Here is a 24,446-nt window from a genome sequence, read left to right on the forward strand (position 1 = left end):
AAAAACGCCCACATCGCCCAAGGCGATGTGGCCGTTTTGTTTGGGCGCGGCGCCATGCCTGCGCCAAGTCGCTTCAGTGATTTGTCTGGTTTATTAACCGCAAGATTTGCGGCAAATAGCGTTTGTAATCACCGCAGGCATAGGCTGGGTCGTTGCAAATATTCTGATCTATCTCCGTTGCTGCGGCAGGCCGATGAAGTGAACCACCAATGCTGCTCGTGCGAATTTTATTTTAAATACCGAAGAATGGCCAAAACAGAATTTCCCTCATTAGAGATTTTCAGCGGATGGTCAAATCAGCCACTGACGTCGTGCAGTGTGGCTATCTGTCCTCTTGCCACATTCCCGAGAAATGAAAACATCAATCCGCCAGAGCCCGCTTCTCACTGGGCCCACTAAAAGAAGCAATCGCGCCCTCTCTGAACTAGTTCTTTTTGGGAAGTATGTCGGGCATTGACATTGCTGCCACCAGTTCCAAAAGATACAGGCACCAGGGCGAATATGACTGAGGAGCGTTGAGGCGTAAGGCCACGATGACTCTGCGCCATAGACTATGAAGAACTTCGAGCTTGAAGCTAAAGACTGTCTATTAAAACAAGGGGAATCCATTGGACTCGCAAACGACCACGCCAAGCGAATGCGAACTCCACGGATTCAATGGCAGTTTTTGAGTATTGGAATGGCTGCAAAGAGAAGAAATGAAGCTGCAAATTACCTGAATCTAGGGATAGATAAACAGTTAACAGAATGTTAAAAAAGGACATCGCATTGTTGTAAATGCCCATGGCCTTGAAGGTCAAAGCCTTGATGCCCCGCCTGTCGCCACTTCGCCAACGCGAATCTGCGCTACAGGCGCATTGCTTTTTTAATATGGAGAAGTTCCGTTCATGTCTGTTTCCCGATCTTTTACCCAAACCCTGGTGCTGGCTGGTCTGACGGCAGGCAGTGCCGCCAGCTATGCAGAAACGCAATGCTTTAATGCCTCAGCCCCGAATCCTTTGGAGGCCTGTGTGACCGATACCGGTAGGCCTTCAGTGTGGCTTGACCAGGCAGGCAATCGCGCCTGGCAGTATTTCGGTCAAAGTGATTGGGGTTCAGTTATTTTCCTGGATGGCGTCAATGCCCTGGCGCGCTATTCCACTGGCTACGGAGGGAGCCCAACCGTCGCTCCCGTGAGCAACGTGCGCACTGGCAGCGGCACCGCTGGAGACCCTTACACGATCACCACCGTCACCACCCTCGGCAGCAGTGGCGTGCAATTCACGCAAATCTTCAGCTATGTGAATGGTGACAGACAAATTCTCAAGCGCTGGGAACTGGAGAACACGGGCAGCAACACTTTTAACGACCTGCGTTTCTTCCATGGCGGTGACAGCTACTTCGGTGGCATTGACTCGGCGCGCAGTTGGTATGACGCCAACAACAGCATGGTCTACATCAGCAATGACTCGTTTGCAGCAACCGGCTATATGGGCTTTTATGCCAACCCAGCCACACCCGCTTCCGCGTATTTCGCAGGTTTCTATAGCGCAGGAAACCAACAAGCTTTAACAGGCCAGTTAAGCAGTACCGCCGATGCGAACTACCAAGACGCAGGCTATTACCTGCAGTGGAACAGAGCCAGCTTGGCACCCGGCGCACGCTGGGCCGTTGAGGCCACCGAAATTTGGTCAGACCCCGGCGCCTTGCAAGTCTTTGCGCCGGCCAATGACGCCGTAGTCCCTGGCCAAACCATCACACGCAGCTTCAGCATTCAAAACTTCAATGCCGGCAGTGATGTCAACGCTGAATTGGCGCTCAACAGCTTGCCAGCAGGCTGGAGCGCCAGCATAGTCAGCCCTGCGTCCCCCGTAGCACTGAGCCCATTGGCGTCGCAAACCGTGGTGGTGAACATCACGGTCGCCCAGGATGCGAGCCCAGGAGATGTGCAAGACATTGTGCTGAGCGCCACGGCAGGCGGCGTGACCAACCAGGCCAGCCTGCGCCTGGAAGTGGCAGCAATGGATTTTGCGATCAGCCCGACGGCTCTGGATTTTGGCAACGTCATCGTGGGCAATACGGTGCAGCAAACCATCAGCCTGAGCAATGGGGTGGGCTCGTTGCCTTTGGATGTCGCCAGACTGATCCACAGTCTGGGCGCAGAGTTCAGCCTGACAGCCGACACCTGCTCCAACACCACCTTGCCTGCAGCGGGCGCATGCACGGTCACGCTGCAATACGCGCCTACCCAGGTTGGCGCGGCCAATGCCACGCTGACCTTCCCATTCACCGCCCCCGTGACCACGACGCGATCGGTCACGATCACAGGCGCTGGCGTCACTGCGCCACCAGTGATTCCCACTGCCGCCGTGCCCGTGCCCATTGCAGGAGCCGCAGGTGCAGCCTCGCTGGGCGTACTGGGCCTGGCCGCCTGGCTGGGCCTGCGCCGCAGGAACAAAAAAGACGCCGCCTGAACGGCCTGGGCTTCGCAGCGCGCGGGGTCCATCATTCCTTGAGCCGCCTGAAAGCCTTTCAGCCTCCTTGGCGTCTATACGTGCCAGGGAGGCTTTCTCTTGGGCCGCATGCAAGCGTTGGACGGCAAGCGCTATTCGCCGCACAAACTGCGGCGAATAGCGGGGATAAACGCCGCATCCCGTTGCCGGGAGGTCGCGGAGTCACGCCTCAGTGGCTAATCATCCAAGGCCGATTCCCCACCTGGCTTTTCAGCGCTGGCTGCGCCGCAACCGCAGCGCTACCGGTCTTGGCGCCCCCACTGCAACATCCGCACCCACTCGGATGCCGCAGCCGCCCATAGTTGCCCGCAGCAGGGTCGTTGTCGCGCGACATGCGCGGCGCATGGCGGGCGCGCTCGTTGACCTCGGCGGCGCGGCGCTGCTGGGGAGATGTGCAGGCCAGGCGCGGGGCCTGGGTGATGACGCGCTCGGAGGCCGCGCCACACTGCGGGCAGGCGCAGGCCAGGTTGCGGTCGGACAGGCGGCGCAGCGCGTCGAACGCGCCGCAGTGCTGGCAGGCGTAGTCATAGGTGGGCATCAAAGTCTCCTGCACAAAAAGATAAAAGCGGGCCGGCGCTGCGGCCCGCGCAAGCCAGCAATTACTTGTCGTACGAGATCGGCATGTCGATGCTGCCATCCAGGTACTTGACCGGGCCGGAGGCATTCGGGTTGATGTCGAAGTCAAAGATCTGCGTGGGCAGCCACAGGGTGGCGCAGGCATTGGGTACGTCCACCACGCCGCTGATATGGCCTTGCACCGGGGCAGTGCCGAGGATGGAATAGGCCTGCGCGCCCGAGTAGCCAAACTTCTTCAGGTACTCGATGGCGTTGAGACAGGCCTGCTTGTAGGCCACGTTCACATCCAGGTAGTACTGCTTGCCCGATTCGTCGACGCTGATGCCTTCAAAGATCACATAGTCGTTGTAGGTCGGCACGATGGGGCTGGGCTTGAAGATCGGGTTCTTGATGCCGTACTTGGCCATGCCGCCCTTGATGATGGACACCTTCATGTGCACCCAGCCGGCCATCTCGATGGCGCCGCAGAAGGTGATTTCGCCATCGCCCTGGCTGAAGTGCAGATCGCCCACCGACAGGCCGGCGCCATCGACATAGACCGGGAAGAAGATCTTGGAGCCGCGCGAGAGGTCCTTGATGTCGCAGTTGCCGCCATGCTCGCGCGGGGGCACGGTGCGCGCGCCGCTGGCGGCGGCCTTGTCGCGCGCCTCACCCTTGAGCTGGCCCATGTGCGCCGTCGCCATGAAGGGCGGGTTGGCCAGGTTGCCGTCCGGGTTGGTGTCGATCAGCGCCTGCTCGCGCGCATTCCAGGTCTCGAGCATCTTGGGATCGGGCAAGGTGCCGATCAGGCCCGGGTGGATCAGGCCGGCATAGCGCACGCCAGGGATATGGCGCGAGGTGGTGAACATGCCCTGGAAATCCCAGATCGACTTCTGCGCCGACGGGAAGTGGTCGGTCAGGAACCCGCCGCCGTTCTTCTGCGAGAAAAAGCCGTTGAAGCCCCACTGGCTCTCGTCCTTGGCACCGATGTCGAGCAGGTCCACCACCAAGAGGTCACCGGGCTCTGCCCCTTTGACGCCGACCGGGCCCGAGAGGTAGTGCACCGTGGTCAGGTCCACATCGCGCACATCGTCGGCGCTGTCGTTGTTTTGGATGAAGCCCCCCGTCCAGTCGTAGGTCTCCAGCACAAAGTCATCGCCGGGGTTGACCCAGCAGGCCATCGGAATATCGGGGTGCCAGCGGTTGTGCACCTTCTCGTTGGAAGGGGCCGGTTGGGACAGATCAACCTTGATCAGGGTTTCGGGCATGTGCAACTCCTGTGATGCAGTCAATGGAACAAGAAACGCGCGGGCGGCCCGCGCAAGCGGTGTCAAACCGACAGGTACGACTTGATGTGGGCCTCGTTGGTGTTGGCGCGGTCGGTCTCGTGCACGATGCGGCCGCCCTCGATCACGAAGAGCCGGTCGGCCACATCCATCGCAAAATGCAGCACCTGCTCGGAGACGACGATGGTGATCTCGCGCATCTTGCGGATCTCGTTGAGCGCCTTGGCGATGTCCTTGATGATGGACGGCTGGATGCCCTCGGTGGGCTCGTCGAGCAGCAGCACCTTGGGGTTGGTGACCAGCGCGCGGGCAATGGCCAGCTGCTGCTGCTGCCCGCCCGAGAGGTTGCCGCCCTTGCGCCGGCGCATGTCCCACAGCACCGGGAACAGCGCATAGATCTCATCGGGAATCTTGCGGTCACGGGAATTTTCCAGGCCGGTCTCGATGTTCTCCTCGACGCTCAGGGTCGGGAAGATCATGCGGCCCTGGGGCACATAGGCAATGCCCTTGGCCACGCGCAGATAGCTCTCGTCGCGCGACACATCCTGCCCCGCCACCTGCACCGCCCCGCTCTTGAGCGGCAGCACGCCCATCAGCGCCTTGAACAAGGTGGTCTTGCCCATGCCGTTGCGGCCCATGATGGCCAGGGTTTCGTTGGGCCGGCCTTCGAAGGAGATGCCGTGCAGCGCCTCGCTCTGTCCGTAGGCCACGTGGATATCGTTGACTTTCAGCATATGCGGCTCCTCAGTGGCCCAGGTAGACATCGATGACTTTGGGATCGGACTGCACGGCCTCCATCGAGCCCTCGGCCAGAATCTTGCCTTGGTGCATGACGGTGACCTTGTGCGCAATGCGGGCAACAAACTCCATGTCGTGCTCGATCACGATCACCGAGCGGCCCACGCAGATGCGCTTGAGCAGATCGGCCGTCAGCTCGCGCTCGCGCGCGCTCATGCCGGCAATCGGTTCGTCCAGCATCAGCAGCTCGGGCTCCTGCATCAGCAGCATGCCAATCTCCAGCCACTGCTTTTGCCCGTGCGACAGCAGGCCCGATTCCATCTCCAGCACATGGTCCAGGCCAATCTCCTGCGCCACCGCCTGCACGCGCTGCTGCACGGCCGGCGTGCACTGAAAGCGCAGCGCGCCAAACACCGAGCGCCCCTCGGGGTAGGACACCTCCAGGTTCTTGAAGACCGACAGGTTCTCGTAGATCGAAGGCGTCTGGAACTTGCGGCCTATGCCCTTGCGCACGCGCAGGTACTCGTCCATGCCCGTCAGCTCCTGGTTCTGGAACTTGATGCTGCCGCTGCTGGCCTTGGTCTTGCCGCAGATCAGGTCGAGCAAGGTGGTCTTGCCCGCGCCGTTGGGGCCGATGATCACGCGCAGCTCGTTCTTGTCGACATAGAGGGTCAGGTCCTCGATGGCCTTGAAGCCGTCAAAGGAGACCGTCAACCCCTCCACCGCCAGTGCAAAATCGGTATTGCTCATTGCGTGCTCCTGGTTCAGACGCCTTCGGCCGCAGGCTTGCCGGCGACCGGCTCCTGCGCTTTGCTGCTGGTGGTTGCGGGCTTGGTGCTGGCAGGGCCGGCGCCGTGGCTGGGTGTGCTGACCGGTTTGGCTGCGCGCCGGGCCAGCAGCGGCCTGACCTTGCTGGCATACAGGCCCGCCAGGCCATTGGGGAAGAACATGGTCACGACGATGAACAGGCCCGCCATGCAGAACATCCACAGATCAGGGAAGGTCTCGGAGAAATAGGTCTTGCCAAAGTTGACCAGCAGCGCGCCGTAGACGGCCCCCACCAGGCTCATGCGGCCACCAACAGCGGCAAAGATCACCATCTCGATCGAGGGCACAATGCCGACGATCGATGGCGACATAAAGCCCACCTGCAGTGCAAACATCGCGCCACCAATGCCCGATATCGCAGCGGCCAGGCAGAACACAAAGACCTTGAACATCGACACGTCGTAGCCGGAGAAGCGCACGCGGTCTTCCTTGTCGCGCATCGCCAGCAGCAAGGTGCCCAGCTTGCTCTTCTGGATCCAGAGGCAGGCGACGACCGACAGCAGCAGCAGGCCGCAACAGACGTAGTAGAGGATGTACTTGGCGCTGTCGGTGCGGATGTCCCAGCCCAGCATCGTGCGCAGATCGGTCATGCCGTTGACGCCGCCGGTGTAGCCCTGCTGGCCGATGATCAGCACCGTCAGGATCAGCGCCACCGCCTGGGTGATGATGGCAAAGTAGACATCGCCCACGCGGCGGCGGAACATCGCAAAACCAATGATGAAGGCCAGCAGCGCGGGCACTGCCACCACCGCAAACAACGCAAACGGCAGGTACTCGAACGGCGTCCACCACAGCGGCAGCGCGGTGAGCTGGTTCCAGTCCATGAAGTCGGGGATGCCCGGCGTGGACTGGATCGCGGTGCTGACCTTGTCCGAGGCTTCGAGCTTGAGGAACATGGCCATCGCGTAGCCCCCCAGGCCAAAGAACACGCCCTGGCCCAGGCTCAGCACGCCGCCCCAGCCCCAGAGCATCACCAGGCCCACGGCCACAAACGCATAGCACAGGTACTTGCCCACCAGGTTCAGGCGGAAGATGTCCAGCCCCAGCGGCAGCAGTGCCAGCAGCACGACGGCCAGGATGGCCACATGGCCCAGGCCGGTTCGCTCCAGCCACACACGCATATCTTTCATGGTTGTCATCCTTTGCACCGGCTTTAGCGGCGCACCTTGCTGGCAAACAGACCTTGGGGCCGCAGCATCAAGACCACGACGATGAAGGACAAGGTCAGCACCTTGGCCATGGAGCCACTCAGGAAGAACTCCGTGATCGACTGCACCTGGGCAATGCCAAAGGCCGATGCCACGGTGCCCAGCAGGCTGGCGGCGCCGCCAAAGGTGACGACCAGGAACGAATCCACGATGTAGAGCGAGCCGGAGGTGGGCCCGGTCGAGCCGATGGTGGTGAAGGCCGCCCCGGCAATGCCCGCCACCCCGCAGCCAATGGCAAAGGTCAGGCGGTCGGTCTTCTTGGTATTGATGCCGATGGCGTTGGCCATCACGCGGTTGCTGACCGTGGCGCGCACCCGCAGGCCCCAGCGGCTGCGGTAGAGCGCAATCAGCACGCCGGCCGTCACCAGCAGCGCCAGCGCCAGCACAAACATGCCGTTGATCGGAATGTCCAGCCCCTCACTGGGCGACCAGGAACCCATCAGCCAGTCGGGCAGGGTGGGGCTCACCTCTTTGGGGCCGATCACCGTGCGGAACACCTGCTGCAGCCCCAGGCTCAGGCCCCAGGTGGCCAGCAGGGTATCGAGCGGGCGCTTGTACAGGTGCCGTATCAACGCCCACTCAGCCAGCCAGCCCAGCACAAACGCCAACACAAAGGCCGCCACGATCGACAAGGGGAAGTAGTAAGGCATCCAGGCCGGGGCATGGGCTTCCACCAAGGTGGAGGCCATGAACACGGTGTAGGCACCGATGGTCATGAACTCGCCATGCGCCATGTTGATGACACCCATCTGGCCAAAAATAATCGCCAGGCCCAGGCCCATCAGCAGCAATACCGCAAACAGGCTGAGGCCTGCAAAGCCCTGCATCAGCCCGATATTCATCATTTCAGAAAAAGTCATGGCGCTCTCTTGTCGGGTGGTGGTCGGCGGAAATGCGGGCCTCGGGGGAATGCCCCGGGGCCCGCTCTCGGAGTCCTGATTTACTGGTAGCCCTTGGGGAAGGGATCAGGCTTGATCAGTTCGGGCGACTCGGACACCACCTTGAAAGTCCCGTCCGGCAGGCCTTGCGCAATGCGCGACTTGCTCCAGAGGTGGTGGTTGGCGTCGATCTTCACGTAGCCTTCGGGCGCCGTGTTCAGCTCGATGCCCGGCGAGGCGGCCACGACCTTGTCGACATCGAAGCTGCCAGCCTTCTCGACAGCGGCCTTCCACAACCAGGGGCCCAGGTAGCCGGCCTGGGTCACATCGCCGATGACCGACTTGGGGCCGTACTTGGCCTTGAAGGCCTCGACAAACTTCTTGTTGTTGGGGTTGTCCAGCGTCTGGAAGTACTTCATGCTCGAGTAGAAGCCGGCAAAGTTCTCGCCGCCAATGCCCAGCATTTCGTCCTCGGTCACCGACAGGGTCACCAGGAACTGCTTGTCGCCGGTGATGCCTGCGGCCTTGAGCTGCTTGTAGAAGGCCACGTTGGAGCCACCCACGACAGCGGCAAAGATCAGATCGGGCTTGGCCACCTTGATCTTGTTGATCAGCGAGTTGAAGTTGGTGTTGCTGAGCGGGTAGTACTCCTCGCCAACGACCTTGCCCTTCTGGAAGGTCTCGATGTGCTTGCGCGCAATCTTCATCGAGGTACGTGGCCAGATGTAGTCCGAGCCCACCAGGAACACCTTGGAGGCGTTCTTTTCCTTCTTGGCCCAATCGAGGCTGTACAGAATCTGCTGGGTCGCTTCCTGGCCGGTGTAGATGACGTTCTTGCTCTGCTCCAGGCCTTCGTAGAAGGTGGGGTAGTAGAGCAGGCCGTTTTCCTTCTCGAAGACCGGCAGCACGGCCTTGCGCGAGGCCGAAGTCCAGCAGCCAAACACGGTGGCCACATGGTCGCTGATGAGCAGCTTCTTGGCTTTTTCGGCAAAGGTGGGCCAGTCGGAGGCGCCATCTTCCTTGATCACGCGGATCTTGCGGCCCAGCACACCGCCCATCGCGTTGATCTGGTCAATGGCCAGTTGCTCGGCCTGGATCGAACCGGTCTCGGAGATCGCCATGGTGCCGGTCGACGAGTGCAGCTGCCCGACCACCACCTCGGTATCGGTGACGGCCAGCTTGGTGGTGTTGACCTGGGCGGTGGGCGGGGTCTGGGCGCGGGCCAGCATGGGCAGACCCGCCACGCTGATGGCACCCAGGCCTTGCAAGAGACGGCGGCGGCGAAGCGACTGATGGAAATCCTGAGACATGCTTTTCTCCTCAAGTGGTTCAGCGGGCTGAACTGGTAACGGGTTGAAACCTGTAGCCACTCTAAAAGTGCAGCTGCCAAACACCCATACGTCATTTGACGTAGCCCCTGCGTAGCCACAGCGGGCTAAGCTTGCTCGCCCAACGCGCCTTGGGGTGCACCTCGCCGGCCGCACCTCGCCGGCCGCACCAGCCTTGCCGTGGCCTGAATATTGCTTAGTCTGCGGATCCCTTGCCCCCAGCGCCTGTGCGCTGCCTGTGATGACCAAGCCGTCCCAAAAGATCTTTCCGATCCGCCGCGAATACAACGCCTGGGTGGCCGACGAGACCATGGAGGACTACGCACTGCGCTATACGCCGCAAAAGGCCCGGCGCTGGAGCGAATGGCAGCTGCTGAACACGGCGATGGGCGGGCTGTCCTTTCTGGCGCTGGAGGCGATTGGCGCGACCATCACCTTGGCCTATGGCTTTAGCAGCGCCGCCTGGGCCATTGCGGTGATGGGCATCGTCATTTTTCTGACGGCCTGGCCCATCTCGGTCTGCGCGGCGCGCTATGGGCTGGACATGGACCTGCTCACCCGGGGCGCCGGCTTTGGCTACCTGGGCTCGACCATCACCTCGCTGGTCTACGCCACCTTCACCTTTATCTTCTTTGCGCTGGAGGCGGCCATCATGGCGCTGGCGGTGCAGATGGCGCTGGGCTGGCCGCTGGTGGTCTGCTATGTGCTGTGCGCGCTGGTGGTGATACCGATGGTGCTCTATGGCGTCACCTTCATCTCCAAGCTGCAGGCCTGGACCCAGCCGCTGTGGGCCGTGATGCTGCTGGCCCCCTACCTGTGGCTGGCCTTCCAGCAGCCGCAGTTTGTGCAGGAGCTGCCGGGCCTGTCGGGCCTGACCTCGGGCAGCGCCGATTTCAACTGGCTGTATTTCGGCTCGGCCAGCACGGTGATCTTTGCGCTGATCGTGCAGGTGGGCGAGCAGGTCGATTACCTGCGCTTCATGCCGCGCAAGACGGCCTCCAACCGGGGCCGCTGGTGGTTTTGCGTGCTGATGGGCGGGCCCGGCTGGATTCTGGTGGGTGCGGCGCGCATGCTGGGCGGCGCCTACCTGGCCTATGTGGCGCTGCAGTTTGGCTCGACCGTGGCCGAGGCCTCCGATCCCACCCACCTCTACCTCACCGCCTTTGGCAAGATCGTGCAGGACCCGGGCGTCGCCCTCTGGATTACGCTGGTCTTCGTCATCATGGCGCAGATCAAAATCAATGTGACCAATGCCTATGCCGGGTCGCTGGCCTGGTCCAATGTGTTCTCGCGCCTCACCCGCAGCCACCCCGGCCGCGTCGTGTGGCTGGTATTCAACGTGATGATCGCGATGCTGATCATGACCTTGGGCGTGTTCAGCGCGCTGGAGAAGGTGCTGGGCATCTACAGCAATATCGCAGTCGCTTGGGTCGGCGCGCTGGTGGCCGATCTGGTCATCAACAAGCCGCTGGGCCTGAGCCCGACGGGCACCGAGTTCCGCCGCGCCTACCTGCACGACCTCAACCCCGTCGGCCTGGGCGCCATGGGCATTGCCGCGCTGGCCGCCGGCATTGCCTACAGCGGCCTGCTGGGCGAGCTGGCCAGCGCCTTTGCGCCCTATATCGCGCTGGCCATTGCGCTTTTGGTATCGCCGCTGCTGGCCTGGGCCACCGGCGGGCGCTGGTATATCGCCCGCCAGCCCGCGCAGTTCGAGGCTGCGCAGCTGCAGTGCGCTGTCTGCCAGAACCAGTTCGAGCGCGCCGACATGGCCGCCTGCCCCGCCTATGGCGCGCCGATCTGCTCGCTGTGCTGCTCGCTCGATTCGCGCTGCCATGACCGCTGCAAGCCCAGCACGGCACGCGCCCAGGTGCAGTGGCGCAGCCTCTACGAGAGCCTGCTGCCCCAGCGTATCCAGCGCAGCATCAACTTTCGGCTGGCGTCCTATGCGGGCACGGTGCTGCTGCTGACCAGCCCCATGGCGCTGGCCCTGTTCGTGGTCTATATGCAGCAAAGCCTCTCGCCCGGGCAGACGGATCTGCGCTGGGCCTTTGTGCGCGCGTTCTCGCTGCTGGCGCTGCTGTGCGCGCTCTACGCCTGGTGGCTGGTGCTGGCCAAGGACAGCCGGCGCATGGCGCGTGAGGAGTCCGAGCGCCAGACGCAGATGCTGATGCAGGAGATCGAGGCCCACCAGCGCACCGATGCCCAGCTGCAGGCCGCCAAGGAGCATGCCGAGGCGGCCAACCAGGCCAAGTCACGCTATGTGGCCGGCATGGCCCATGAGCTGCGCACGCCGCTGACCAGCATCCTGGGCTATGCCCAGCTGCTGCTGCGGCGTAGCGACCTGCCCGGCCCCGCGCACGAGAACATCAGCACCATGCTGCACAGCGGCCAGCACATGCATTCGCTGATCGACGAGCTGCTGGACCTGGCACGCATCGAGGCCGGGCGCCTGCGGCTGGACCCGGCGCCGCTGCAGTTCCCCGAGTTTCTCGAAGCGGTCAACCGCATGGTGCGGCCCCAGGCCGAGGCCAAGGGCCTGCAGTTCGAGCTGCAGACGCAGGGCCGCATTCCAGCCTGGGTGCGGGCGGATGCCAAGCGCCTGCGCCAGATTCTGATCAACCTGCTGGGCAATGCCATCCGCTTTACCGACAGCGGCAGCATCCGCCTGCAGGTGGACTGCCACAGCGATGTGGTGCGCTTTGACATCCGCGACACCGGCATCGGCATCGCGCCGCAGGACCATGAGCGCATCTTCATGCCCTTTGAGCGGGGCAGCGCCGGGCGCCGCGCCGCCAGCACCGGCACCGGCCTGGGCCTGACCATCACCCGCATGCTGACCTTGCTGATGGGCGGGGAGCTGAGCCTGCAGAGCACGCCCGGCCAGGGCAGCACGTTCTCGGTGCGCCTGTACCTGAGCGAAGTGCACAACCCGCCGCGCGCACTGGCCGGCCAGCCCCAGGCCCGGCCCTTTATCGGCGGCTACCTGGGCCCGCGCAGAACGCTGCTGCTGGTCGATGACCAGCCCATCCACCGCCAGCTGATCGCCGGCGTGCTGATCCCGCTGGGCTTTACCGTGCTGGAGGCGGCCAGCGGCCAGGAATGCCTGGAGATCATCCGCGACACGCCGCCCGATGCCATCTTGCTGGACCTGAGCATGGATGACCTGAGCGGCTGGCAGACCGCTGCGCTGGTGCGCCAGCAGTACAGCGCCGTGCACCTGCCCATCGTCATCGTCTCGGCCGACCTGTTCGAGAACCAGCCCGAGCAGCTCGAGCGCGCCGGCTGCCAGGCCTTTGTCGGCAAACCGGTGCTGGAGTCCGAGCTGATGGACACGCTGGCCTGGCTGCTGAAGCTCGAATGGATAGAAGACATGGCCACTGGCTCGGCTGGGTCTGCCAGCTCAGCGGCTACGGCCCCCGCAGTGCCGCCACCGGCGCCGCAGGAGCCGCCCCTGCCGCCGGATCTGCAGTCGGACATCACGCGCCTGGCGCGCTTTGGCGATGGCGCCGGCCTGCGCAAACTGCTGGCGGCCGCCCAGGCCAGCCACCCCCAATCGCGCGGCACGCTGCAGGCCCTCGATGCCGCTGCCCAGCGTTTTGACTTCCCCCTCATTCTGGAGAGCCTCGGGCCTGCAGGGCCTGCGGACCGCTGACCATGCCCACTTTCACGCCCCATGCCGGTGTTGTCCTCGTCGTGGACGATGCCGTCGAGACCCTGGGATTTCTCTGCGACGCGCTCAGTCAGCAGGACTACACCGTGCTGGTCGCCCGCAATGCGGCCGAGGCGCTGGAGCGCCTGGAGATCGCCACGCCGGACGCCGTACTGCTCGACTGCGTGATGCCCGGCGAGAGCGGCTTTTCGCTGTGCCGCAAGATCAAGGCCCACCCGGCCTGGGCCCATGTGCCGGTCATCTTCATGACCGGGCTGTCGGAGACCGACCATATCGTCGAGGGCTTTGCCTGCGGCGGCGTGGACTATGTCGTCAAACCGCTGAAGCTGCCCGAGGTGCTGGCGCGCCTGGCCCGCCATATGCACAACGCCCATGTGGGCCGCATGGCCCAGGCCGCGGTCGATGTGGCCGGCATGGGCGTGGTGGTGCTCGACCGCCAGGGGCGCCTGGCCTGGCGCTCACCGCAAGCGGCGCTGTGGCTGGAGCAGGCCTTTGGCGCCAGCGCGGCAGCGGCAACGGCCTGGTTGCAGTCGGCCTGGGATACGGCGGCCCAGCACCCGCTGGGCAGCGGCAGCCTGCTGGCCCAGTCGGTGGGCGAAGTGGGCATTGGCGAGCGCATGCTGGTGCTGCGCCTGGGCCATGAGGGCCTGCGCGCCAGCACCCAACGCCTGCAGGACGCGGCGCTGACTCCGCGCGAGACGGAAGTGCTGGGCTGGCTGGCCAAGGGCAAGACCAACCGCGACATTGCGCAGATCCTGGGCATGAGCCCGCGCACCGTCAACAAGCACCTGGAGCATGTGTTTGAAAAGCTCGGCGTGGAGACCCGCGCTGCGGCGGCTGCCATCGTCAGCGGCTCGCTGGCGGCGTAAGCTCGGTGAAAGCCATAGGAAGGCTACGGATATTGCTTGGCTTGAAAGCCCCTGGTTGCGGGCCAAACGGCTTGCGCCAGCGCAAATAAATGTCCATCACTGCCTCTGGGCGCACGACATTTCGCCCAAGGCTTACGACATTTCAACTATCAATATTGATAGCAGCCCTGATAAACCGTGGTTGAGCCGGGCGGCCATTTGGCTTTAAGTTCGCGAAAAAAGCCTTTGTCAAAAACTCGAAACACTCAGGAAAAACAAGGGTTTACCTTAGAAAAAACCCCAGTCTGTTCTCGTTAGGATGGCACTCTTTTTCCCATTCAAGAGAGACAAGCCGTTATGAACAAGATGATGCAATGGACTGCACTGGCCCTGGCGGCCGCTACCGCCACCGGCGCCTATGCCGACGCCTCCTACCCCAACAAGCCCATCACCATCGTCGTGCCGTTCACGGCAGGCGGCCCCACCGACCGCGTGGCACGCGACCTGGCCGAAGCACTGCGCAAGCCCCTCAACGGCGTGACCGTGGTCATCGACAATGCCGACGGCGCAGGCAGCACCATTGGCATGGCCAAGGCCGCCCGTGCCAAACCAGACGGCTACACGCTGCTGCTCAACCACATCGGCGTGGCCACGGCCCCCATCCTCTACCGCAAGCTGTCCTTCGATGTGACCAAGGACTTCGAATACCTGGGCATCATCAACGACGTGCCGATGACCCTGATCGGCAAGCCCACCCTGGCACCGAACAACTACAAGGAACTGGCCGCCTACCTGAACAAGGAAAAGGACAAGGTCAACCTGGCCAATGCCGGTATCGGTTCTGCCTCGCACCTGTGCGGCCTGCTGCTGCAAAGCACCCTGAAGATCCCGCTGACCGCCGTGCCATACAAGGGCGCCGCTCCGGCGATTGCCGACCTGATGGGCAACCAGGTCGATGTGCTCTGCGACCAGACCACCAACACCACCGGCCAGATTGAGGGCAAGAAGGTCAAGGCCTATGCGGTGACCACCAACAAGCGCCTGACCACGCCATCGCTCAAGGACCTGCCGACCCTGCAGGAAGAAGGCCTGAACGGCTTTGAAGTGACGATCTGGCACGGCCTGTACGCCCCCAAGGGCACGCCGGCCGACATCCTGAAAAAGGTCAACGACGCGCTGAAGGTCGCCTTGAAGGACCCCGAGTTCATCAAGAAGTCCGAAAACCTGAGCGCCGTGGTCGCCACCGACCAGCGCATCACGCCCGAAGGCCACAAGGCCTTTGTGCAGGCCGAGATCGCCAAGTGGACGCCGATCATCAAGGCCGCAGGCACCTTCGCCGATTGATCCTCAGCCCCCATGCAAAAAGACTGCCTCGGCAGTCTTTTTTTCGTTGGATGCAGTGCGTTGCTACTGTCCGTATCAACCGCCCCAGACCACATCGGCCTGCTCGGCCGCACTGCGGCGCAGCATCTCGATAAAGGGCACCGCCCGCTGCTTGAGGCCGACGCTGGCCTTCACATCCTGGCCGTCGGCGTCTTCGGGGTCCTGGTCCAGATCCTGGGTTTTGGCCGCCTGCGCGCGCTCGTCCTCAGCGGCCACGGCGGCCTGGAGCGCAGCAATGGCCTGCGGAATCTGGTCGGTGGTAATGATGCCGCGTGGCGAGGCGTCCTTGCCGATGATCTGCAGCACCTTGCGGGCATCGGGCTCGAGCATGATCATGTCTGCAGTGGCCTGCGATTTGAATTTGAATAGCACGGTGCGCTCCTTATCGATACATATAGTCCCGGGTGAACGGGTATTGTGATTGTGCACCAGGCATGGTCCCTGTCGTCATCGATCTATCGGGCATGACAGCCAGCATCTGGTGCAGCGCCACCCAGCCATGCTCAAAACCGGTGGCGCAACCGGCCAGGTAGAGGCGGTAGGCGCGCAGCGTTTTGGCCGCCTGCGCGGGGTTGCCCTTGTGTGAGAGGATGGCCAGCGCCTCACCCAGCTGCGCCTCCAGCGCATCGGACCAGGCCCACAAGGTCTTGGCGTAATGGGGGCGCAGGTTGTCGGTGTCTACCATCTCCCAGCCGGCATGGGCCATCTCTTCGAGCACGGCGCTGACATGGATCAGCTCGCCGCCAGGGAAGATGTATTTCTCGATGAAATCGCCCATGCCCGCGCCCAGCTGTTCGTTGTCGGTGCCGCCAGCGGTGATGCCGTGGTTCATCAGCAAGCCGCCGGGCTTGATCAGGCGCTTGAGCACGCTGAAGTACTCCTGCATATGCGCGCGGCCCACATGCTCGAACATGCCCACCGAGGCGAGCTTGTCAAAGGGCTGGTCCACCTGCAGCTGGCGGTAGTCGCTCAGCAGCATCCGGACGCGGCCCTGCAGGCCTTTTTGTTCGATCAGCCGGTTGACATAGGCATGCTGGTTCTTCGACAAGGTGATGCCGGTGCCCTCGATACCATAGTGCTCGGCCGCCCACAAGAGCAGGCCGCCCCAGCCCGCGCCCACATCCAGAAAACGCTCGCCGGGCTGCAGCCGCAGCTTGCGGCAGATCAGATCGAGCTTGGCCTCCTGCGCCTGCGCCAGGCTGTAGCCGGGCTCGGCATAGTAGGCGCAGGAGTAGACGCGGCGCGGGTCCAGCCACAGGCCGTAGAAGTCGTCCGAGACGTCGTAGTGGAACTGGATCTGCTCGGAATCCTTGGTCAGCGTATGGAGCGCTGCCGAGCGGGAGCGCGCCAGCAGCCGGCTCCACCAGGTCGAGCGTGCGGCCACCGGGTCGGCGGGCATCAAGGCCACCGCTGCGGCCATGGCATCGCGCATCGTGCCTTCGATCTCGACATGGCCCTCGACGATGGCCGCGCCGACCACCCCCACATCGCCCGCCGCCAGCGAGGCCAGCGCCGCCGCATTGTGGCAACGGATACGTACTTGCGCCTGGTCCGGCGGACCGATCCATCCGCCCTGGGGCATGGAGATGGCAACCAACACTGGCAAACCCGCCAGCTTCTCTTCGAGCTTGGACTGCAGGATATTCATGCCACTTATTGTGTGACGCCGCTCCGTGCCGTCAATGGCATTTGTCTGACACACCTACTGACAGCATATGTATAAAAGATACAGCGAGCAGCGCCGATCAAGCGCGCTTAGCATTGCCCAGCGACCATGTCCACATCCCTGCCCTCCGACCCGACCCGCCCTTCAAACCCCGCGATTTTGCAGGGTTTGGCCGCGCTGCAAGCGCGCTTTCCAGACCATGACTGGGTGGTGCTGCAAGCCGACCCGGATGCCTGCCATGTCTGGCGCCTGGCGCCGCAAAACGCGTCACCTATTCGACACGATCTGCCACTGGGCTATGGCCAATTGGCAACACAGTACCTGAGCCGCGCATCGGCAGGGGCCGGCCAGGTGGAGCAGGTGATTGAGCTGGTGGAGGACCAGATCATGCCGCTGACCCGCAGCTGGCCAGCGCCGGGGCCCCAGCTGGCTTTGCTGTGCCGCGCGCCGGACATGGCAGCGCTGGCGGCGCAGCTGCACGATCCGCAAGCTGCCCTGCAGACGACCGACGCCATCGAGCAGCTGTTCAACCGCTATGCCCAGTACATGATGGGCGGCAGCCACGGCGGCCTGCAGCTGACGCCAGCGCAGGCGGCGCTGTTGATCTTGCTGCGCGAATGCCTGCACCACTGGGGCTGCCAGCAGGTCGCGCTGCAGGTCGCTCAGCCTGAGGTCAGCGCGCCTCGCGGCTGAGCCCATCGACGGTCTGGAACAGCGCCTGCCGCGCCTGGCTGATGATCTGCCCCTTCCAGGCCACGCTCTCGTCGTAGAAGGCTTCGCGCATCTGCTGGTGGATGGCGGCTTGCTGGTCTGCCGGCGCCTCGGGGTGCTGGTGCAGCCAGTGGTCGGCGCGCAAGGCATCCAAGGTGGCATGCACGGGCAGCACACCGTACTCCAGGGCCATACCGGTAAAGGCGGCCTGCGGGCATTCCTGCGCCACGCTGTTCCACAGCAAGCCGGTCAGCGGCGGCGACGAGGAGCTTCCATCGTCCAGCGAGGTGACTGGCGTCGCACCAGCGCCATCCCACCAGCGGCGCGCCCGCGCCAGCATGGCCGCATCGCCGGGCGGGCCGGTAAAGATGCGCTCGCCATAGCCATTGGGGCCCAGGCCGGTGTGCACGTCGATCCAGGCAATCTGGCGCGCCTGGCTGCCGTGCTGGCGCAGCACCTGGCGCAGGGTCTGGTTGCTCCAGGTGGGGGCCTGGCCGCCAAAGAACACGCCTTGCGGATGGCGGTACTGGCCCTGGGCGACCGCGGCCTGCCAGGCCTTGAGGCCATGCGCGTCGATAAAGTCCTGCATCGCCTGCTGCACCTGGGCCGTGGGCGGCCACTGGGCGGGCACGATCACGTCGTGCAGTTGGTCATAAGCCGGGTTGCCCGGCAGCGGCTGGGAGAAATCGACAAAGTTGCGGTTCAGGTCGACGTTCTCCTGCGTCACCCGCCGGCCGTAGGAAAAGCCATGGGGGTTGAGCGCATGCACATAGAGCACGGCCACGCCGGCGTTGCGTGCCTTGTCCAACCACTCGGCATCGCGCAGCGCATAGACCTGCACGCCGCTGCCGCAGTAGCCTTCGATGCCATGGCAGGCGCTGCTGAGGATCAGCAGCTGGTCGGCGTCCATCGCGCCATCGCGGGCCACATCCATGGCCAACGCTTCGCCCTCTACCCCGGTCAACGGATGGAGCTGTGACTGCAGCGCCAGGCCGGCGGAGGCGGCGGCCTCGAGAAACTGCTGGCGTGCTGCAGCATAGCTGGCTGAAAAGGCTTGTTCTACGGCGCTCATGCGGCGATACCTCCGTGGCGGATGTCGGCATTGACCATGCGCTCGACCTGCACCGCACAGTCATAAAAGGACGGTGCGCGTCCGATATCGGTCAGTTGCTGGTGGGTCAGCTCGTTGACGTTGGTGCCATTGGGCCCGTCCTTGCGCCACCAGATGCCCAGCCCCACCACCACGCCGGGCCGGGCGCGGCCATTGATGCTGGCATGGCAGACATGCTCGCCCCGGCCGTTGAAGACGCGCACCAGATCGCCATCGGCAATCTCGCGGCTTTGCGCATCGCTGGGGTGCATCTCCAGCATCGGGCGCTCTTCGGCACTGCGCAGCTTGCGCACGTTGACGAAGGTGGAGTTGAGAAAATTGCGCGCCGGCGGCGAGATCATCGCCAGCGGATGGCTGGCCGTGGGCAGCTCATGGTTGGGCAGGTAGTCGGGCAAGGGGTTGATGCCCATGGCCTCCAATGCCGCACTGTGGAACTCGCACTTGCCCGAGGGCGTCGCAAAACCGCCCTCGGCAAAAGGGGCGTCGGGCAGGTCCTGCGCGACAAAGCCCTGGTCCAGCAGTTGCTCGAACGGGATGCGCGTGGGATCGACCGCCTGGCGGCACAGCTCTTCGTCGCTGTCGGCAAAATGCGGCGCGGCAAAGGCGCTGTCGTAGCGCGCCATTTGGGCTGCCAGGTCACGGAAGATCTGCGCATTGCTGCGCGCCTGGCCCAGCGGCGCAATGGCCGGGCGGTTGAGCAGCACATCGGTGTGGCCGTAGCTGGTGTGGATGTCCCAGTGCTCGAGCTGGCTGGTGGCGGGCAGCACATAGTCGGCATAGTCGGCCGTGTCGGTCATGAAGTGCTCCAGCACCACGGTGAACAGATCCTCGCGGGCAAAGCCCTGGACCACCTTGGCCGAATCGGGGGCGACGGCTACCGGGTTGCTGTTGTAGCAGATGAGCGCTGCAATCTGCGGGCCGAACTCGGCACTGGCGGGCTTGAGCAGTGCATCGCCAATCGTGCTCATGTTGACGGTGCGGGGCTGGCGCGCGCCCAAGAGCGCCGGCATCTGCAGCGCCCCCCGGCGCGCCGGGGCTGACGAGGAGCTCGACAGCAGCAGGCCGCCTGCGCGGTGGCGCCAGGCGCCGGTGAGCGCTGGCAGGCAGGCGACGGCCCGCACCGCATTGCCGCCGCCGCGCGCACGCTGCATGCCGTAGTTCAGGCGAATGGCCGCCCGCTCGGTCGTGCCATAGTCGCGCGCCAGGCTGCGGATCTGCGCGGCATCGATGCCGCAGACCTGGGCGGCGCGCTCGGGCGGCCACTGCAAGGCACGTTCCTTCAGCGCATCCCAGCCCAGCGTGTGCTGGGCGATGTAGTCGTGGTCCAGCCAGTCGTTGGCGATCAGCTCATGCATCAAGGCCAGCGCCAAGGCCGCATCGGTGCCGGGCAGCAGCTGCAGGTGCTCATGGCATTTGTCGGCGGTCTCGCTCTTGCGCGGATCGATGCAGACCAGCTTGGCGCCATGGCGCTTGGCCTCCATCGCATAGCGCCAGAAATGCAGGTTGCTGCCAATGCTGTTGCTGCCCCAGATGAGGATCAGCCGGCTCTCGGCAAAAAACTGCACCCGCATGCCCAGCTTGCCGCCATAGGTGTGCAGCAAGGCCTCGGAGCCCGCGCTGGCGCAGATGGTGCGGTCCAGCAGCGAGGCGCCCAGCTGGTGGAAAAAGCGCCGGTCCATGCTCTCACCCTGCACCAGGCCCATGGTGCCGGCATAGCTGTAGGGCAGGATGGCCTGCGGATCGGTTTGCGCAATGCGGTGCAGCCGCGCGCTGATATCGGCCAGCGCCTCGTCCCAGCCCACCGGCTGGAACTGGCCGCTGCCCTTGGGCCCCACCCGCTTCATCGGCTGCAGTACGCGGTCTTCGTGGTAGCTGCGCTCGGTGTACTTGCTCACCTTGGCGCAGAGCACGCCGCCGGTATGCCCATGCGCGGGGTTGCCACTGACCTTGGTGGCTATGCCATCGACCACCGTGGTGACCAGCGAGCAAGTGTCGGGGCAGTCATGGGGGCAGGCCCCCAAAACGGTAGTGGTGGCAGCGGAGGTGGTCATGGCAGTGGCGGCGCCCAGGCGGGCGCAAAATCGGGGGGAGAGTTGTGCTGCACATGGTAGCGCCAGATGGCAGGGCCTGGGGTCGCGTGCAGCACGTTTCCGAGCGGGGCCCAGGCCCAGGGTTATTCCCAAGACATTTCAGCGCAGGGGCGCCCGGCTTTGCTGCACCATAGAGGGCTTGGCACGCCGCCCGCCCATGCCTTGGCCCCGCAGGCGCCGCCAGACAGATACACCCCCATGTAGCCAACAGGATTTTCCATGAAGCTGATTGATTCCATCGTGGCCGAAGCGGCCAGCATCGCCCAGATCCGCAAAGACATCCACGCCCACCCGGAGCTGTGCTTTGAAGAAGTGCGCACGGCCGATCTGGTGGCAGCCAAGCTGACGGAATGGGGCATTCCGATCCACCGAGGCCTGGGCACCACCGGTGTGGTCGGCATCGTGCACGGCAAGGACGGCGGCGCCAGCGGCCAGGCTGTGGGCCTGCGCGCCGATATCGATGCGCTGCCGATGCAGGAGTCCAACACCTTTGACCACGCCAGCCGCCATGCCGGCAAGATGCACGCCTGCGGCCATGACGGCCACACCGCCATGCTGCTGGCCGCTGCCAAGCACTTCTCCAAGTTCCGCGATTTTGACGGCACGGTCTACCTGATCTTCCAGCCCGCCGAAGAAGGCGGTGGCGGCGCGCGCGAGATGATCAAGGACGGCCTGTTCGAGAAATTCCCGATGCAGGCGGTGTTTGGCATGCACAACTGGCCCGGCATGGCCGCCGGCAACATGGCTGTCAGCCCCGGCCCGGTGATGGCCTCCAGCAACGACTTCAAGATCACCATCACCGGCAAGGGCGGCCACGGCGCGATGCCGCACATGGGCAATGACCCCGTGCCGATCGCCTGCCAGATCGTGACCGCCTTCCAGACCATCATCACCCGCAACAAGAAGCCGCTCGATACCGGCGTGATCTCCGTGACCATGATCCACGGCGGCGAAGCCAACAACGTGATCCCCGACCGCGTGGAGCTGCAAGGCACGGTGCGCACCTTCCGCACCGAAGTGCTGGACCTGATCGAATCGCGCATGCGCCAGGTGGCCGAAGGCTGCTGCGCGATGAACAACGCCCAGTGCGAGTTCCACTTCAACCGCAACTACCCCGCCACCGTCAACAGCGCCCCCGAAGCCGAGTTCGCCCGCCAGGTGATGGTCGACATCATCGGCGCCGATAAGGTGAAAGCGCAAGAGCCCACGATGGGCGCCGAAGACTTCTCCTTCATGCTGCAAGCCAAGCCCGGCGCCTACTGCTTCATCGCCAACGGCGAAGGCGACCACCGCGCCATCGGCCACGGCGGCGGCCCCTGCACCCTGCACAACCCCAGCTACGACTTCAACGACGACCTGATTCCCCTGGGCGCCACCTACTGGGTAGAGCTGGCCACCAAGTGGCTGGCCCAAGCGAAGAAATAAGAAGCGAAACCAGCGAACAAAAACAAAGAAAGCGCCCGAGGACAACCCCGGGCGCTTTTTCGTTGAAACACAGCTGAAACCACCCCGCCCCACCCAGGCACCACCTGCCATCCACCGGTATGCCGGAGCGGGCCCAAGAAGCAAGCGCAGCACCCACGCCACTACCCCAACGCCGAGATAGGGCTTGAGACGAGGCGTCGCAGGCGCAGACAGTACGTCTGTACGGCAAGCCTGCGCAACGAAGGATCAGGCCCTATATCGGCGCCTCAGCACGATTAACAGTCCAAACTCCAAAACAGCACAAGAACTCAACACCCCAGCTGATCGGCTAAGTCAAGGATGCTGCTGCAGTGGTAGGTGTTGTTTGGTTGGGGGGTTACATCTTTGGGTTGGTTGGATCCGTATTCATGGGGCCGTTGGATATACGCCGTCTGCAACCCACACCCCCGAGCCGCCGCCAAATCACTGTGATGCGCAGCAACGAGCATGACGGAGGAAGCCTCCACCCCAAAAACATCCGCCACACCCAGATACGCCCGGGGATCGGGCTTATAAGCCTGAAAAACTTCGGCCGACAGCACACAATCCCAGGGCAGCCCGGCGTTCTTGGCCATATGGGTCAGCAAGGCAATATTGCCGTTGGACAGCGGCGTAATGACAAAGCGGCTTTTGAGCCGCTGCAGGCCGGCAACGGCATCGGGCCAGGGGGACAGCCGGTGCCAGACCCGGTTCAGCTCGGCGCGCTCGGCCTCGGGCATGCCGCCCAGCCCAAACTGCGGCAGGATGCCGTCCAGGATGCGGCGGTGCAGCACATCCATGCGCGTCCAGCCCAGCTGGCCCTGGCGCACCAGGTCCATCGCCGGTTGGTAGCCCTTGCGCCAGGCCAAGGCAAAGGCGTCGCCATCGGCCTGGGGATAGCGGGCGGCCATTTCGCGCGCGATGCTGCCGTGCCAGTCCACCACGGTGCCAAATACGTCAAACGCCAGAATCTGGGGGTGCGCTACAGCCATGGATGGGTTTCCAACAAAGAAAAAACACCGCCGAGCATGCGCCAGCACGGGCAGGCGCCCTATCGCGCAGGCGTCAGCCCAGGGTTCTTTGAGAGCGCAGGCACAAAAAAAGCGCGATGTCTAGGACATCGCGCTTGGTGACTTAACTTTTTTAACCCGAATGGTTAACCAACTGGCGCTTCGATTTTAACGCAATTCGACAATTTTTAACTAATCTAATTGAATATTGTTGGTTTTTATCACGGGACCCAGTTTATTACGCTCTGTGACGAGGAATTTCTCCATCTCGCTGCGGCCCGTCGGCGTCACTTCCAGCCCCATGTCTTCGAGGCGCTTGACAACGGCCGGGTCCTTCAACGTGGCCTGCAGCTGCTCGCTCAAGCGGTTCACCCGGTCTTCGGGCGTGGCCTTGGGGACCACCAGGCCCTGCCAGGCATAGGCTTCAAAGCCCTTCACCCCCTGCTCATCCAAGGTGGGCACATCCGGAAACACCTTGGAGCGCTGCGGCGTTGCAATGCCAATGGCGCGCAGCTTGCCCGCCTGGATGTTCTGGAAGCCGGCCACCGAGTCGACAAACATGAAGGGCACCTGGCCGCCCAGGACATCCTGCACCGCAGGCGCCGCGCCCTTGTAAGGCACATGGACGAGGCTCAGCTTGACCTGCTCCTTGAAAATCTCGGTCGCCAGGTGGTGGGGCGAGCCTGCGCCGGGCGTTGCATAGCTGACGCCACCCTGCTGCGCCTTGGCCCAGGCGGTGAACTCGGCCAGGTTCTTGACCGGCAGCTTGGGGTTGACGACCAAGATCAGCGGAAAGCGCACCAGCATGCCCACCGGCGCAAAGTCCTTTTCGGCGCTGTAGCTGAGCTTTTGGTACAGAAAGGCATTGGCCGCCAGGGTGCCGGTGTCACCCGTGAGCAGGGTGTAGCCATCGGGCTTGGCGCGCGCGGCGTAATCGGCACCGATATTGGTGGCCGCGCCAGGCTTGTTGAGGATGATGATGGACTGGCCCAGGGCCTTGGCCATCGGCTCGGCCACCACGCGGGCGACCACATCGGAGCCGCCGCCCGCTGCATAGGGCACGACCCATTCAATGGGACGCTCGGGGTAGGCGGCGTGGCCGAGGACCGGCAAGGCCAGCGCGGCGGCAGCCAGCAGCTGGCGCAGGGAAAAAGGGGTGGGCATGGTGTTGTCTCCTGTTGCTAATCTTTTTGTCTCAGTG

21 protein-coding genes are annotated in these 24,446 nt (G+C 63.7%); 8 read left to right on the plus strand and 13 right to left on the minus strand.

Annotation, left to right across the window (positions count from 1 at the left end; all coding sequences use genetic code 11):
• From WH265_RS07880 to WH265_RS07890, 3 genes are all read left to right on the plus strand, one after another.
• The coding region (locus tag WH265_RS07880) for a hypothetical protein (RefSeq protein WP_339557882.1) at positions 1 to 399 on the plus strand (399 nt) is incomplete at its 5' end.
• Between the two features lie 154 nt (positions 400 to 553).
• Positions 554 to 754: a hypothetical protein gene (locus tag WH265_RS07885; protein ID WP_339557883.1), complete on the plus strand. Its 201-nt coding sequence runs from the start codon at positions 554 to 556 to the stop codon at positions 752 to 754.
• A gap of 418 nt (positions 755 to 1,172) precedes the next feature.
• Positions 1,173 to 2,453 carry a choice-of-anchor D domain-containing protein gene (locus tag WH265_RS07890; RefSeq protein WP_339557884.1) on the plus strand — a complete coding sequence of 427 codons (1,281 nt, stop codon included), beginning with the start codon at positions 1,173 to 1,175 and terminating at the stop codon, positions 2,451 to 2,453.
• A gap of 208 nt (positions 2,454 to 2,661) precedes the next feature.
• On the opposite strand, the gene WH265_RS07895 is transcribed toward WH265_RS07890, so the two are convergent.
• From WH265_RS07895 to urtA, 7 genes are all read right to left on the minus strand, one after another.
• Positions 2,662 to 3,030, minus strand: a complete 369-nt coding sequence (locus tag WH265_RS07895; RefSeq protein WP_339557885.1) for a zinc ribbon domain-containing protein — start codon at positions 3,028 to 3,030, stop codon at positions 2,662 to 2,664.
• 61 nt (positions 3,031 to 3,091) lie between these two features.
• On the minus strand, positions 3,092 to 4,315 hold the full coding sequence (fmdA, locus tag WH265_RS07900; protein ID WP_339557886.1) for a formamidase: 1,224 nt from the start codon (positions 4,313 to 4,315) through the stop codon (positions 3,092 to 3,094).
• Positions 4,316 to 4,377: 62 nt separating this feature from the next.
• On the minus strand, positions 4,378 to 5,067 hold the full coding sequence (urtE, locus tag WH265_RS07905) for an urea ABC transporter ATP-binding subunit UrtE (RefSeq protein WP_116926172.1): 690 nt from the start codon (positions 5,065 to 5,067) through the stop codon (positions 4,378 to 4,380).
• A 10-nt stretch (positions 5,068 to 5,077) separates the two neighbouring features.
• Positions 5,078 to 5,821 (minus strand): urea ABC transporter ATP-binding protein UrtD, encoded by a 744-nt coding sequence (urtD, locus tag WH265_RS07910; RefSeq protein WP_021028661.1) that lies wholly within the window; start codon positions 5,819 to 5,821, stop codon positions 5,078 to 5,080.
• Between the two features lie 14 nt (positions 5,822 to 5,835).
• On the minus strand, positions 5,836 to 7,020 hold the full coding sequence (gene urtC / locus WH265_RS07915; protein ID WP_445228509.1) for an urea ABC transporter permease subunit UrtC: 1,185 nt from the start codon (positions 7,018 to 7,020) through the stop codon (positions 5,836 to 5,838).
• A gap of 32 nt (positions 7,021 to 7,052) precedes the next feature.
• Entirely contained in the window at positions 7,053 to 7,967 is a 915-nt protein-coding gene (gene urtB / locus WH265_RS07920) for an urea ABC transporter permease subunit UrtB (RefSeq protein WP_021028659.1), read from the minus strand.
• An 80-nt stretch (positions 7,968 to 8,047) separates the two neighbouring features.
• Positions 8,048 to 9,295, minus strand: a complete 1,248-nt coding sequence (gene urtA, locus WH265_RS07925) for an urea ABC transporter substrate-binding protein (protein ID WP_021028658.1) — start codon at positions 9,293 to 9,295, stop codon at positions 8,048 to 8,050.
• A gap of 259 nt (positions 9,296 to 9,554) precedes the next feature.
• Here urtA and WH265_RS07930 point away from each other — a divergent pair, with 259 nt between their 5' ends.
• The 3 genes from WH265_RS07930 (at position 9,555) to WH265_RS07940 (ending at position 15,175) form a co-directional block, all read left to right on the plus strand.
• On the plus strand, positions 9,555 to 12,965 hold the full coding sequence (locus tag WH265_RS07930) for a hybrid sensor histidine kinase/response regulator (protein WP_339557888.1): 3,411 nt from the start codon (positions 9,555 to 9,557) through the stop codon (positions 12,963 to 12,965).
• Positions 12,966 to 12,967: 2 nt separating this feature from the next.
• Positions 12,968 to 13,852 carry a response regulator gene (locus WH265_RS07935; RefSeq protein WP_312987378.1) on the plus strand — a complete coding sequence of 295 codons (885 nt, stop codon included), beginning with the start codon at positions 12,968 to 12,970 and terminating at the stop codon, positions 13,850 to 13,852.
• A gap of 336 nt (positions 13,853 to 14,188) precedes the next feature.
• Positions 14,189 to 15,175 carry a tripartite tricarboxylate transporter substrate-binding protein gene (locus WH265_RS07940; RefSeq protein WP_021028656.1) on the plus strand — a complete coding sequence of 329 codons (987 nt, stop codon included), beginning with the start codon at positions 14,189 to 14,191 and terminating at the stop codon, positions 15,173 to 15,175.
• Positions 15,176 to 15,250: 75 nt separating this feature from the next.
• Here the strand turns inward: WH265_RS07940 and WH265_RS07945 are convergent, their stop codons facing one another.
• Both WH265_RS07945 and WH265_RS07950 read right to left on the minus strand, forming a co-directional pair.
• Positions 15,251 to 15,586, minus strand: a complete 336-nt coding sequence (locus WH265_RS07945; protein WP_116926167.1) for a DUF1840 domain-containing protein — start codon at positions 15,584 to 15,586, stop codon at positions 15,251 to 15,253.
• Positions 15,587 to 15,596: 10 nt separating this feature from the next.
• The gene (locus tag WH265_RS07950) at positions 15,597 to 16,862 is read right to left on the minus strand and encodes a class I SAM-dependent methyltransferase (protein WP_339516217.1); all 1,266 of its coding nucleotides are present in this window, start codon (positions 16,860 to 16,862) and stop codon (positions 15,597 to 15,599) included.
• A gap of 126 nt (positions 16,863 to 16,988) precedes the next feature.
• On the opposite strand from WH265_RS07950, the gene WH265_RS07955 reads away from it, so the two are divergent.
• Positions 16,989 to 17,573 (plus strand): hypothetical protein, encoded by a 585-nt coding sequence (locus tag WH265_RS07955; RefSeq protein ID WP_339557889.1) that lies wholly within the window; start codon positions 16,989 to 16,991, stop codon positions 17,571 to 17,573.
• On the opposite strand, the gene WH265_RS07960 is transcribed toward WH265_RS07955, so the two are convergent.
• Together WH265_RS07960 and WH265_RS07965 are read right to left on the minus strand one after the other, a co-directional pair.
• Positions 17,554 to 18,663 carry a M14 family metallopeptidase gene (locus WH265_RS07960; protein ID WP_339534682.1) on the minus strand — a complete coding sequence of 370 codons (1,110 nt, stop codon included), beginning with the start codon at positions 18,661 to 18,663 and terminating at the stop codon, positions 17,554 to 17,556. The two genes, WH265_RS07955 and WH265_RS07960, sit on opposite strands and share 20 nt — an antisense overlap.
• On the minus strand, positions 18,660 to 20,753 hold the full coding sequence (locus WH265_RS07965) for a molybdopterin-containing oxidoreductase family protein (protein ID WP_339557890.1): 2,094 nt from the start codon (positions 20,751 to 20,753) through the stop codon (positions 18,660 to 18,662). Before WH265_RS07965 ends, WH265_RS07960 begins: the two co-directional genes overlap by 4 nt.
• Before the next feature lie 258 nt (positions 20,754 to 21,011).
• On the opposite strand from WH265_RS07965, the gene WH265_RS07970 reads away from it, so the two are divergent.
• On the plus strand, positions 21,012 to 22,217 hold the full coding sequence (locus WH265_RS07970; RefSeq protein ID WP_021028679.1) for a M20 aminoacylase family protein: 1,206 nt from the start codon (positions 21,012 to 21,014) through the stop codon (positions 22,215 to 22,217).
• A 308-nt stretch (positions 22,218 to 22,525) separates the two neighbouring features.
• Here the strand turns inward: WH265_RS07970 and WH265_RS07975 are convergent, their stop codons facing one another.
• Positions 22,526 to 23,227 (minus strand): haloacid dehalogenase type II, encoded by a 702-nt coding sequence (locus WH265_RS07975; protein WP_339557891.1) that lies wholly within the window; start codon positions 23,225 to 23,227, stop codon positions 22,526 to 22,528.
• 210 nt (positions 23,228 to 23,437) lie between these two features.
• A complete protein-coding gene (locus WH265_RS07980; protein ID WP_339557892.1) occupies positions 23,438 to 24,409 on the minus strand; it encodes a Bug family tripartite tricarboxylate transporter substrate binding protein in 972 nt (323 codons plus the stop codon).
• Between the last annotated feature and the right edge of the window lie 37 nt (positions 24,410 to 24,446).

The organism is Comamonas sp. MYb396 (assembly GCF_037479555.1).
Classification (GTDB): Bacteria; Pseudomonadota; Gammaproteobacteria; order Burkholderiales; family Burkholderiaceae_C; genus Comamonas.

Excerpts from the sequence above, each read along its gene's own strand:
- WH265_RS07885 (WP_339557883.1), top strand. The coding sequence starts at position 554 with ATGAAGAACTTCGAGCTTGAAGCTAAAGACTGTCTATTAAAACAAGGG.
- WH265_RS07895 (WP_339557885.1), bottom strand. The coding sequence starts at position 3,030 with ATGCCCACCTATGACTACGCCTGCCAGCACTGCGGCGCGTTCGACGCG.
- fmdA (WP_339557886.1), bottom strand. The coding sequence starts at position 4,315 with ATGCCCGAAACCCTGATCAAGGTTGATCTGTCCCAACCGGCCCCTTCC.
- urtE (WP_116926172.1), bottom strand. The coding sequence starts at position 5,067 with ATGCTGAAAGTCAACGATATCCACGTGGCCTACGGACAGAGCGAGGCG.
- urtD (WP_021028661.1), bottom strand. The coding sequence starts at position 5,821 with ATGAGCAATACCGATTTTGCACTGGCGGTGGAGGGGTTGACGGTCTCC.
- urtC (WP_445228509.1), bottom strand. The coding sequence starts at position 7,020 with ATGCGTGTGTGGCTGGAGCGAACCGGCCTGGGCCATGTGGCCATCCTG.
- urtB (WP_021028659.1), bottom strand. The coding sequence starts at position 7,967 with ATGACTTTTTCTGAAATGATGAATATCGGGCTGATGCAGGGCTTTGCA.
- urtA (WP_021028658.1), bottom strand. The coding sequence starts at position 9,295 with ATGTCTCAGGATTTCCATCAGTCGCTTCGCCGCCGCCGTCTCTTGCAA.
- WH265_RS07930 (WP_339557888.1), top strand. The coding sequence starts at position 9,555 with ATGACCAAGCCGTCCCAAAAGATCTTTCCGATCCGCCGCGAATACAAC.
- WH265_RS07935 (WP_312987378.1), top strand. The coding sequence starts at position 12,968 with ATGCCCACTTTCACGCCCCATGCCGGTGTTGTCCTCGTCGTGGACGAT.
- WH265_RS07940 (WP_021028656.1), top strand. The coding sequence starts at position 14,189 with ATGAACAAGATGATGCAATGGACTGCACTGGCCCTGGCGGCCGCTACC.
- WH265_RS07950 (WP_339516217.1), bottom strand. The coding sequence starts at position 16,862 with ATGAATATCCTGCAGTCCAAGCTCGAAGAGAAGCTGGCGGGTTTGCCA.
- WH265_RS07955 (WP_339557889.1), top strand. The coding sequence starts at position 16,989 with ATGTCCACATCCCTGCCCTCCGACCCGACCCGCCCTTCAAACCCCGCG.
- WH265_RS07960 (WP_339534682.1), bottom strand. The coding sequence starts at position 18,663 with ATGAGCGCCGTAGAACAAGCCTTTTCAGCCAGCTATGCTGCAGCACGC.
- WH265_RS07965 (WP_339557890.1), bottom strand. The coding sequence starts at position 20,753 with ATGACCACCTCCGCTGCCACCACTACCGTTTTGGGGGCCTGCCCCCAT.
- WH265_RS07970 (WP_021028679.1), top strand. The coding sequence starts at position 21,012 with ATGAAGCTGATTGATTCCATCGTGGCCGAAGCGGCCAGCATCGCCCAG.
- WH265_RS07975 (WP_339557891.1), bottom strand. The coding sequence starts at position 23,227 with ATGGCTGTAGCGCACCCCCAGATTCTGGCGTTTGACGTATTTGGCACC.
- WH265_RS07980 (WP_339557892.1), bottom strand. The coding sequence starts at position 24,409 with ATGCCCACCCCTTTTTCCCTGCGCCAGCTGCTGGCTGCCGCCGCGCTG.